This is a genomic window from Psychrobacillus antarcticus (assembly GCF_029533155.1).
Classification (GTDB): domain Bacteria; phylum Bacillota; class Bacilli; order Bacillales_A; family Planococcaceae; genus Psychrobacillus; species Psychrobacillus antarcticus.
Genome location: NZ_JAIZDB010000012.1, coordinates 1 through 11,556 on the forward strand (window position 1 = coordinate 1; position 11,556 = coordinate 11,556).

11 protein-coding genes are annotated in these 11,556 nt (G+C 34.9%); 4 read left to right on the forward strand and 7 right to left on the reverse strand.

The window, feature by feature from the left end; genetic code table 11:
- The 5 genes from LDK52_RS07850 to dinG all read right to left on the reverse strand — a co-directional run.
- Positions 1-262 (reverse strand): helix-turn-helix domain-containing protein (locus LDK52_RS07850; protein WP_277585405.1); only part of this gene is annotated, 262 nt, incomplete at its 3' end.
- Between the two features lie 39 nt (positions 263-301).
- Complete coding sequence (gene asnS / locus LDK52_RS07855; RefSeq protein ID WP_277585406.1) at positions 302-1,597, reverse strand: asparagine--tRNA ligase; 1,296 nt, start codon at positions 1,595-1,597, stop codon at positions 302-304.
- Positions 1,598-1,618: 21 nt separating this feature from the next.
- Positions 1,619-2,107 (reverse strand): cell wall elongation regulator TseB-like domain-containing protein, encoded by a 489-nt coding sequence (locus LDK52_RS07860; RefSeq protein ID WP_277585407.1) that lies wholly within the window; start codon positions 2,105-2,107, stop codon positions 1,619-1,621.
- A gap of 3 nt (positions 2,108-2,110) precedes the next feature.
- Entirely contained in the window at positions 2,111-2,281 is a 171-nt protein-coding gene (locus LDK52_RS07865; protein WP_090561709.1) for a YpmA family protein, read from the reverse strand.
- Between the two features lie 21 nt (positions 2,282-2,302).
- Complete coding sequence (gene dinG / locus LDK52_RS07870) at positions 2,303-5,065, reverse strand: ATP-dependent DNA helicase DinG (protein ID WP_277585408.1); 2,763 nt, start codon at positions 5,063-5,065, stop codon at positions 2,303-2,305.
- 244 nt (positions 5,066-5,309) lie between these two features.
- Between dinG and LDK52_RS07875 the strand changes: the two genes are divergently transcribed.
- A complete protein-coding gene (locus tag LDK52_RS07875) occupies positions 5,310-5,882 on the forward strand; it encodes an MEDS domain-containing protein (protein WP_277585409.1) in 573 nt (190 codons plus the stop codon).
- 895 nt (positions 5,883-6,777) lie between these two features.
- Here the strand turns inward: LDK52_RS07875 and LDK52_RS07885 are convergent.
- Positions 6,778-7,074: an alpha/beta hydrolase gene (locus LDK52_RS07885; protein WP_277585410.1), complete on the reverse strand. Its 297-nt coding sequence runs from the start codon at positions 7,072-7,074 to the stop codon at positions 6,778-6,780.
- A 534-nt stretch (positions 7,075-7,608) separates the two neighbouring features.
- Between LDK52_RS07885 and LDK52_RS07890 the strand changes: the two genes are divergently transcribed.
- The 3 genes from LDK52_RS07890 (at position 7,609) to LDK52_RS07900 (ending at position 10,981) form a co-directional block, all read left to right on the forward strand.
- Positions 7,609-8,694, forward strand: coding sequence for an N-acetyltransferase DgcN family protein (locus LDK52_RS07890; RefSeq protein WP_277585411.1), 1,086 nt, complete (start codon positions 7,609-7,611; stop codon positions 8,692-8,694).
- Complete coding sequence (locus LDK52_RS07895; protein ID WP_277585412.1) at positions 8,695-9,792, forward strand: alanine/ornithine racemase family PLP-dependent enzyme; 1,098 nt, start codon at positions 8,695-8,697, stop codon at positions 9,790-9,792. It abuts the gene before it with no gap.
- Between the two features lie 184 nt (positions 9,793-9,976).
- Entirely contained in the window at positions 9,977-10,981 is a 1,005-nt protein-coding gene (locus LDK52_RS07900; protein WP_277585413.1) for a nucleoid-associated protein, read from the forward strand.
- A gap of 73 nt (positions 10,982-11,054) precedes the next feature.
- On the opposite strand, the gene panD is transcribed toward LDK52_RS07900, so the two are convergent.
- Positions 11,055-11,438, reverse strand: a complete 384-nt coding sequence (gene panD / locus LDK52_RS07905) for an aspartate 1-decarboxylase (RefSeq protein WP_211893959.1) — start codon at positions 11,436-11,438, stop codon at positions 11,055-11,057.
- Positions 11,439-11,556: the final 118 nt, after the last annotated feature.

The window sequence follows — 11,556 nt, forward strand, 5'->3', positions numbered from 1 at the left end:
GATGCTGCTCAAGTTGTAATAATCCCTTCTGCATAAGACGTTGCAAAATAGTTACTACTTTGTTTTCACTAAAATGAGTACGTTCTACTAAGTTTTGTGGGGTAGGAAAATGATTTCCTGCTTCTCCATAAGCGATTAAATGCAATAGAAGAATAGCCTCTTCATCTCTTATGTTAATCGCTTTATAGTGACTAAAAAAAAGCTGGGAAATAGTTACATTCCCCTGCTCAGTCCAGATACGGAGTCGATCTAGCTTTTGCATACTCGTACTCCTTTCTCTCTATATAATACAATTTACTTATTATGGATATAAACGGTTCAATAGACGTGGGAACGGAATCGATTCACGAACATGCTCTGCTCCACTAAACCACGCTACCGTGCGCTCTAATCCTAGTCCAAAACCAGAATGAGGTACAGCACCTTGTTTACTTAAATCTAAGTACCAAGCATAAGCTGATTCATCTAGATTATGCTCTGCAAGACGTTTCTTCATAAGCTCATAATCATAAATACGCTCAGAACCGCCAATAACCTCACCATAACCTTCTGGAGCGATTAAATCAGCACATAAAACTACATCATCACGCTCTGGATGTGGTTGCATATAAAAAGGCTTAATGCCTACTGGATAGTGTGTTATAAACACTGGTTTATCATAGCTTTCGGCAATGGCTGTTTCATGTGGTGAACCAAAATCGTCTCCCCACACTATGTCATCAAAACCTTTTTCATGTAATAACTTAATAGCATCATCGTATGAAATACGTGGGAATGGTGCTTGAATATTTTCTAATTTCGACTTATCACGATCAAGACGCTCTAATTCTAGCGTACAGTTTTTCAATACTGCCTGAGCAATAAATGAAACATATTGTTCCTGCACTTCCAAGTTTTCTTCGAATTCAACAAAAGCCATTTCTGGTTCAATCATCCAAAATTCGATTAAGTGACGACGTGTTTTAGATTTCTCTGCACGGAATGTTGGTCCGAAAGAAAATACTTTCCCCATTGCCATAGCTGCCGCTTCTAAATATAATTGACCTGATTGAGAAAGATATGCATCCTCGTCAAAGTATTTCGTATGGAATAATTCTGAAGTTCCTTCTGGCGATGAACCCGTTAAAATAGGTGGATCCATTTTCACAAAGCCGTTTTCATTGAAGAATTCATATGTAGCACGAATAATTTCATTACGAATTTTCATAATGGCATGCTGCTTTCTAGAACGTAACCATAAATGACGGTTGTCCATTAGAAACTCTGTACCATGCTCCTTGGGAGTAATTGGGAAATCAACCGCTGCATGAATTACTTCGATTTCTTTCACTTGAAGTTCAAATCCAAAAGAAGAACGTTCATCTTTGATCACTTCACCAGTTACATACATAGAAGTTTCTTGCGATAACCCTTTTGCGGTTTGGAAGATTTCTTCTCCAACCTCTTCCTTTACTACTACACCTTGTACAAAACCTGAGCCATCACGTAATTGTAAAAATGCTATTTTACCACTTGAACGCTTGTTGGCAAGCCAAGCACCCATTTTCACTGTTTCTCCAACATGGTTGGCCATATCTTTAATCATGATTTTTTTCATTTTACCCTCCAAAAGTTTTGACTATAAGTTCGAAATTCGCTTCCACCATTCCCCATTATCGAATAACAAATATACATAATTGAGTTTGTCATCCGCATTCACATAGGTAATTTCCCATACTGGTCCTATTTTTTCTACACCTAATTTAGCATGTAAAAGTTTACCACCTTTAACATCTTTCATCGCTATGTCCACAGCTTGCTGCTCCGATATACCTTCGTCCAAGCTCACTTCCATAATTTTCTCGTCTGACTGCTTGGCAGGTAAAAAATATGCTTTTTCTTCCCCTTTAGCTGTCGTCCCAATTACTGTATGAAAAGTAGAGGTATTATTATAAACATAGGTCTTATCCACTTCAGCCAACAAATTATTTTCTACTGCATACGACTCTGCTTGATCCGTTGCCTCTGAGAATGGACTTTTAGCTTGGAAGTAAATTAATAAGCTTATAATGATCGTTAAACTAACTGCAAAAGTAACAATAAATAATAACCATCTTTTAAGTCCCATCTTCTACGTCCTGTAAATAGTGAAAACCGCTTTATTTTCATCTTGCTTATCTAAAGCTAATCCAAACATCAAATCTTTCTCTTTTAGTGTACGATTTAATGCATCAACTATTTTATATAAGTCTGATTGGTAGTCGACTACAACAGTCGATAGCGTTTCAATTTTGTTTTCCATATTCCTACCTGCTTTCTAAAATCATCCTTTATCAGTATACCAATTTTCTAGCTCTAAAACCATATTTTCTAGCGATACTTTCTTAACTGGAATATTAGGAATAGCCTGTAAAAAGTCACTCCCATATGACTTTGTCTCTATTCGTCTGTCTAAGACAATAAAAACACCTTTATCCGAAGAGGATCTGATTAGGCGCCCGAATCCTTGTCTAAAGCGCAACACAGCTTCCGGTAAAGAATAGGCTGAAAATGGATTTTGACCATTTTTCGTTATTAAATCTGCTCTTTTTTTAAATAGAGGATCATCTGGAGAGGAGAATGGTAATCGAACCATAATGATTACCGATAGTGCATCACCAGGTACATCTACCCCCTCCCAAAAACTATTAGTTCCAAATAGAACTGATTTGGAGAAACGTTGGAAAGATTTTAATAATCTCATCCTGCTGCCAGAAGTCATTCCTTGGGCAAAAAGCATATAATCATCCAACAAATGGGTATCTTGTATTAGTTCCACTGTTTTTCGTAGCATGTCTTGAGAGGTAAATAAAACAAAGCATCTACCTTCCGATACAAGAACCGTTTGTACTACTGCTTCTGCGACTGCTTCAATATAATCACTCTGTGATACCGCTTTAATATCTGGCATATTTTCCACTATTAAGAGTTCTGCCCCACTATAAAAATCGCTAGCAGCCTTATATTGAAAAATAGGTATTTCTGTACTTAACCCAAGTTGAGTAGTGATAAAGTGTCTATTAGAAGGCACGGTTATTGTTCCTGATGTCCAAATAACTGCTCCAATCTCTCGATGGGGCATTAAGGCATTTTTAATATCTTCTTTATAATTTAGAGGCCTTTTAATGACAGTGAGGCTACCCGGAATACTTCTAGTATCAATTTCTAGCCATCTTGCCTCTGTTACTCTATTCTGTAGGAAAATCTCATCCCATTCACTTACTTTTATAGCTAACTCTCTAATCCAATATTGCCACTCATTGATAAATGATTGAATTTTTTCTTCTTCAATATGCTTACTGTATGAGTCAATCATCGATTTGGTAGAAAAGATAAAGACCTGAATCGAGTTAGCAACTGTACGGAAAATAGATTGATCTAACTCAAGATCTTCTAATGCAATTGTCTTTTTAGTGCTTTTCCCGTTTCTTTTACTTTTATATAGGAAGGCATCAATAATATAAGATATAGCATGATCAAATTTTTCTATTGTCTCAACATATTGCTTTTCTAATTGAATTTGGACGGACAATGGAACATGCAAAAGTTCCAACTTTTGTAGCAACTGCTCCGTATCAAGCGTTCCAAACTGGCCTAATACATATTTCCAATTAGTATAAGAGAAAATACGCTCACCACGAGACATGCTAGCGTGAATCATTTGATGCGCTTCATCGATAATCATGGCACAACCAGAAGTGAGTAACGGGTGCTCTCGTACTTGATCGGTCATTACCATTGCGTGATTGGTTACTAATATATGGCAATCCTCACTTTTCCGAAGAGCTCTTTCATAAAAATCATTTTCTCCCACTTCTCTAATATCCGATAAACTTCCTCGTCTTATTTTATCAACAAATAGTTGGCCACCGCCGGAGACATTCAACTCGGTTAGATCGCCATCCTCAGTTAAAGTCAGCCACACTAAAATTTGCATAATCGTAAAGGTTTCATCGTACGACTCATCCTCTAGTTGGACATGCTGCCAAAAGCTATAAAGATCAATATAATGATGCATCCCTTTTAAAGTTGCAACCTTTACATTCGTTTCCAAAATTGCGTTAATCTTCGGGATTTCTTCTGTCACTAATTGATCTATCAGATGTGTCGTGTATGTACTTATAATAACGGGTCTTTTCATTTTAAATGCATAGAGAACAGCTGGTAATAAGTAACCTAATGTTTTACCTATTCCTGTTTCAGCTTCACAAACTATTTCTGATTCGTTAGCAAGAGCAGCTTGAATTTGATCCATCAATTCAAATTGTCCCTCACGCTCCTCAAAGTTGGGGATGCTCTTACTAAATAATTCTACTTTCATTTCCTTTGATGTAGGAAATGAAAGGGATATATTTTCTTCCTCTATCTCTTTCGATACTTCCCTCATCGGTATCCCTCGATAAATCAGAAAATTATCTGGTGATAACTCTTTTCGTTTACTTACGAGTACATCGAAAAATAGTATTGATAAATTAGATTTTAATTGAAATGAACGCTTATGTAATAACTCAATCGTTTGAAGTGGCAGCTTTATCAATTGATCCATACATTTTAACAATAAATAAGCAGTAGCAAGCGCATCATCATCCGCTCGATGTGCAGATTTTAGGTCGATCTCTAACTCATTGGCAATATCCTGCAGCTTATAGCTATACAAGGTTGGAAACATTAATTTTGTGAATTCCACTGTATCCATTGTTTTACAAACTAGTTTTGGAAGTCCTACACGTTTCAATTCGTTTTGAAGAAAAGGCAAGTCAAAGTGAATATTATGTGCAACAAAAATATGATCCTGTAGCATTTCCAATACTTCTGCCCCAATATCCTCAAATAATGGAGCATTTTGAACATCACTATTCGCTATTTTAGTCAAATCCTGGATAAATAATGGAATCGGCTTTTCTGGGTTAATAAAAGTCGTATATGTGTTAACCAACTTATTATTTTCAATAAATACAATTGCAAGCTGAATAATACGGTCACCATTCGTCGATGAGTGGCCTGTTGTTTCTATATCGACAACTGCATATTTATGATTTTCCATCATTTCTCAACTCACAGTCCTGTTGTTCTAAAAAAATTGTACCACATTCACTTTCCAGTGACGAAACTTTTACATTAAACTGACTTCCAGCTACCTCTTTTTAGAGTATTAGGATTTTACTGTACGCCACTGTTTCAATCACCAATTAAATAAAACGGAAAATTATTATTGTTTCGTTTATTTTTCTAAACATATCTTTTCATTTATTGCTATAATCAGAGAAAAGTAGGGGAAAAGGAATGATTACATGAAAAGTAAAATGAATCAATTAATAGAGAACCAGAAGAATGTTCATGTACTTTATTCTTATTATGAAATGGAAGATTACTTGGAAATGGTAGTGAGTTTTATTCTAGATGGCATTGAGGCAGGAGAATACACTATTCTTATTGAAAATGACAGACTTTATCCTCTCATTCAAGAAGAATTGAGCACAAGATTAACGGAAGTACAAATGAAATTTATTCATTTTGTCAACAGCTTATCCTTTTATTATTCAAGTGGTAGTTATCACCCTCTAGCAATAGCTGCTTACTTTAATAAAATGATTCATCCCTATGTGGTAAACAAAATCTCTTTCCGCTCATGGGCACATGTTGAGTGGAGTTCGATAGAAGAGCCACTACATCTAATAAGTGATTTTGAAAAGATTGTAGACCAAGCTGTTAACGAGGTAGAGTTTCCATTAATTTGCGCGTACTCAGGAATTAGAATGCCTTCATACCTAAAAACAATTTTATTGGAAACACATCCTTACGTGCTACTAGAGGATGATTTCATTGTCTCTGATCTTTATCAACCATCGAAAGTAGAGAAATAAGTTTGTAATGACATACTGTAAATGAACTTTATGGCCTTAAACAAAAATGAGCTTAGAGTAAATTTCAAAACTCTTTTTATGTTCTAGGAAATAACATGTATAATCTTGTTGTTTAGAACACGAAGTTCTTAGCCCTACAAAAAGAGGATTGTTAATCAAAATCAACTGGTGATATCTTATATTTGTTACGAACTTTAACTATACGCTCCACAATAAAGCCAACGACTAACCCGATAGCAATCGGAAGTAGAGCAATCCCCGTACCTAAAATTGAACCATCCTCCAATCTAATAAAGTAAAACCATTGTTCCGAACGATGATAATAATGGAAACGATAAAGAGTTCCTCATAAAATTCCTCCTTATTTTAATTTTAAAACAGAGTAAAATAATGTCAATAAATTGTTCCTTACAAACAAACCTTTACAAAATCGCATTAAAACATCCACGTTATTTGTAAAAAGTTAATCAATTAATTTATATTCGTATCTGTTTTATTCGAGTCTTAATTCTGTCCAATTTTTTACTGAAATTATTTCTATTGTCATCCAATAGTTGAATGTTTAACATGTTGGCAATCGTTTCAGCTACACTTTCAATTGACATTCGATCCGATAAGACATCTGCCTATTTGAATAGCCACCCAGATACTGTAATCTTGAAAATTTCCTCTATTAATTTCTTTGGGTATATTCTTATTAATAAAAAAACCTGAATTTTCGGGATCATAGATAAACAAATTAGGAATCCTTCTATGCAATTCATATGAAGTCTGGGTTTTACCAGAACCAAATGCTCCATTTATCCAAAATAAAATCACCCTGTTCTATATTGAATGGGTTCTCTATTTAAATTTCCCAAGCTACACTAAGAAAAAGAAATGGATATTAGAGAATTTAGAAGCACATTATCGAAAAGTTCTTTTTGTCGCCAGTGTATATGCTAGATTTTTTGACTTCAAAATTATTGTCTATCTCTGTTAAAAAATTTAGGACAGCTGCTTTCATCTGCTCCACACCTGGTTGTTCTATCGGAAAGTGACCAGCTCCCTCTAAGATGATACAACTTTTCTTACATTGTAATCGCTCATAAAAAGATTCACTTAAGCTATATGGCGTCATTGGATCTACTTCAGGATGAATCAGTAATGTTGGACAAACATCAAAATATTCAGGTTCTACAATTGGTTTCATCTTTAAGAAAGTTCTTAGAAATAGCAAAGGAACTTTTGTCCCTGCCGCTCGAGGATCTTTTATAATTAGTTTGGTCAGAGCTGTGCACTAACTAAAAAATTAACTGTTTTACCCATTAATTAAACCTCCTACCCTTTTTTTGATGGTTTGGCCATTGGATCAGTTGCACTAGGAATCTTAGCAAAAAGGGTTGGGTATCGCATGACTTTTAGTTATTCTGCAGCTTTTACGATTATTCTTTTGTTATTGTATCTATTTGGGAACAAAAAAACCTTATCACTAGCAGCAAATAAGGAAAAATCAAACTGAACGAAACTAAGAAGTCACACCTCTCAATAAGTGTAAAAATTTTACTTTTCAGAAAAAAAGGCGTATAATAGGCTTCGTAGACTAGATGACATTTTCATGCAAGCATATTAAATTGTTTTAACAAATAATTGAATCTTTTTTCGATGAACATCTTTTTGCCTTCCGGGGTGTACCAAGATGTTCTTTTTTTTATCTTGAAAACAGGTTTACTTGGAGGAAAGGTCAATGAAGAAAAATGCGATTATATATTGTGAGGCCCAATTTAGTTCGATGGATGGAAAGACAGCCAATGGATTAATCCGTGAACCTGGCAACTATTCTATTTCTGCTGTCATCGATAGCACAAAAACTGGGCAAGATTCAGGGACATTTTTAGATAACAAAAGAAATGGTATTCCTTTGTGTAGAAATCTGAAAGAAGCAATGACAATCTCACCTAAGAAACCTGAGTATTTTATTTTTGGTATTGCCCCTTCGGATGCCTTTCTAAAAGATAATGAAAGAGAAGTTATTATGAAAGCAATGCAAGCTGGACTTCATATTATTAATCCACTTCAAGAATTTCTAACAGAAGATGAGGAAATGATGGACTATGCAACACGTTATGGGGTAGAAATCCAAGATATTCGAAAACCTAAACCAAAAGATGAATGGAAGTTATTTACTGGAGAAATTCTTGAAATAGCAACTCCAATTATTACTGTCTTAGGAACAGATGGTGCTTGTGGGAAACGTACGTCCGCTGTGATTATCGAAAAAGCACTGAAAGAAAGAGGTTATAAAACCGCTTTTATCGCAACAGGGCAAACCGGCCTTATACAAGGTGCTTCATATGGATTTGCGATGGATGCTTTCCCTTTACAATATGTGATTGGTGAACTTGAAAGTGAAGTAGTTAGAGCAAACAAAACTGAAAATCCTGATATTATTATAGTAGAAGGGCAAGGTGCTTTAAGCCATCCAGCCTATGCAAGTTCATGTGGTATTTTAAGAGGAGCACGACCACAAGCAGTTATTTTGCAGCACCCTCCAAAAAGAAAAGTGTTAGGTGATTTCCCTTTCGTGAACATGCCAAGTGTCCAAAGTGAGATAGATCTTATTGAGCACTTCAGCGATACAAAAGTAATTGGTATTACACTGAATCATGAGAACATGAATAATCAGGAAGTAAACCGTACAATCCACGAATATGAACACATCTTTCAGCTCCCAGTAACCGATTTATTAACAACAGGTTCTGATAAAATTATTGACTCTATCGTTGAATTTTTCCCATCCTTACAAAACAATGTAAAAGTTGTTGTTTCATAAATGGCGCCTAATCCCAGAATTGAAATTAATCTCGATAAAATCAAACATAATGCAACTACTTTAAAAGAGTTGTACGAACTGAAAGGGATTCAAATAACTGGAGTGGTCAAAGGAGTATTTGCCAGACCTGAAGTGGTCAAAGTCTTAATTGATAGTGGAATTGAAAGTATTGCAGATTCCAAAATATCTAATATAGAAAAAATGAAAAAAGCAAATTTACAAGCAACCTTTATCTTATTACGTACCCCTGCAATGAGTGAGATTCAAAAGGTTGTAGAGTTTGCGGATATAAGTATGAATTCTGAACTTGAAGTCATTCGTGCTCTATCAGCTGAAGCTAAGAAAAAAAAGAAGATACATCAAATAATAGTGATGGTTGAAATGGGCGATTTAAGAGAAGGAATATTATTAAAGGATGTTTCCTCATTTATTCAAGAAGTATTGTTGCTTCCTAATATTCAAATTTCAGGTATCGGTACAAACTTTGCTTGCTTTGGAGGGGTCATCCCTACAGAGGAAAAAATGAGTGTGTTTTCTTCTCTAGTAAAAAAAATGAAAAGAAAATTTGGTTTACCTTTCCCTTATATTTCAGGTGGAAACTCCGCAAACCATAATTGGCTTATGAAAACAGCCGATGTGGGAGAGGTTAATAATCTGCGTCTTGGTGAATCTATTTTTTTAGGATGCGAGACAGTCAACGGTGCACCAATTCCGAATTTATTCACCGATGCATTTTCATTTTTTGCAGAAGTAATTGAGTCCAAACTAAAACCTTCTGTACCAATTGGCTATAGAGGGAAAAATGCTTTTGGTGAATTTATTTCATTTCCAGACCGTGGAATTATAAGACGAGCAATTGTTGGTGTCGGCCGACAAGATATACTCGTCTCAGGATTAACTCCCCTCCAACCTCTTGAAATAATTGGTTCAAGCAGTGATCACATTATTTTGGATACCAAAAGAACCTTTTTGAAGCCAGGTGATGAAATTGCATTCTCTCTCAACTACGGTGCTTTACTATCTGCCATGACATCCCCATCTGTTTATAAATATATGACATTCAGTACTGTAGTTAATAGAGGGTCCGCAAGAAAATAATATCCACATTGCAAAATGGTAAAAGGAAGTAACTTCACTTCCAAAATTATCATTGTGCATGTGGTATTTTTTTGTTTAAGAATTCAATATCAAGCTATTTCAATTAAAGCCTAAATAGATGATAATATTATTCGGAGTATGATATGGTAAATTATCTACAACTAAAGATTAGAAGGTGAAGACTATGCTAGAAGTAAGTGAAAGTAAGTTAGTGCAGTATGTCGTACATTATGTAGGTGATACTCTTGTCTTAGGAGATGAGTCATTTACCCAAACAGAGGTCATGCTAGAAGCAGCCTTTACACAATTAGCATTCAATAAAATTGATTTGGAACAGCGATTCGAATTTTTTCATGAAACAGATATTGGATTAAACGAAGTATATACATATGTAAATTCAATTTTTGATCAAAACAGCAGTTTTCTTGAACAATCCAAGCATATTGCCACTCATTTAAAAAGTGTATCTCAGCATCCTAATATTAAAAGTGGCGAATTGTTTATAGGATTATTTGATAACTGCTTATGGCATACAGAAGTAAAAAAGGTATTAGCCATTGTAAAAATCGATGAAAAAGAAATATTTTTAGATGTGAAAAACGACCAAAACAAAATGATTGTGAATGGCATCGACGGTATTAATGTAAGGAAAATCAATAATATGGCTGTTATCGTGGATATGGGACCAGACGTAGCACCTGCTGTCTTTATGAAAACGAAGAAAAAAGAAGATGTCGTCTATTGGCAAGAGCGTTTTCTAAAGATTAAAGTGGCGGATGAACATTATCATAAAACAGAGTTAGCATTAACAGAGTGTAAAAAATATATTATTAAAGAAGAAAGTTACACGAATACCGAGAAATTGGGTTTTCTAAACAAAACACTCGATTACTTTAGAAATGAAGAACAATTTCAAGTAGATGATTATATTGATACCGTTTTTGAAAAAACAGATCCAGTCCAAAAAGATATTATCATCAATTCAGTTAAACCATACGAAACAGTCATTTCTGACAGTGCTATTGCAAAGGCAGAGAAAACATATAAACGTAAAATAAAACTAGATTCCAACATTGAAATACAAGTGAATGTACGAGATATTGATGAAGTCGATAAGCTGATTGAAGTCGGCTATGACGAAGCAACCAATCGAAAGTTTTATAAAATCTATTTCCAAGAAGAAGTATAATCATAAAATGATAAAAGCCTGCCTTTGAAGTCAGTTTACACTCACTTCAAAGGCAGGCTTATTTAATCTCTAATTACATTACTGTTGCTTCAGGTTCATAATGGATGATTTGATCGATAGAATTATCTTGATTCATAATCGCAACTGTTGGTTTATGGGATTGTGCTTCTTCATTCATCACGTATGCATACGATAAAATGATTACTACATCTCCACGTTGGACTAGGCGTGCTGCTGCTCCGTTTACACAAATCACTCCACTTCCACGTTCTCCAGAGATAATATATGTTTCAAAACGTGCACCGTTATTATTATTCACGATATGCACTTTTTCGTTAGGCAACATACCAACAGCATCTAGTATATTTTGGTCGATTGTAATACTTCCTACATAATTTAAATCCGCTTCCGTCACTACTGCACGGTGAATTTTACCATTTAACATCATACGTAACATTTGTTACACATCCTTTTTCTAATATAATCGAATTAATTTATATAAACATATTTAATAATGAAATCCCAACAACGTTGATTTCTGCTCCAGGCGGACGCTTTCCACTCCAATCAACAAG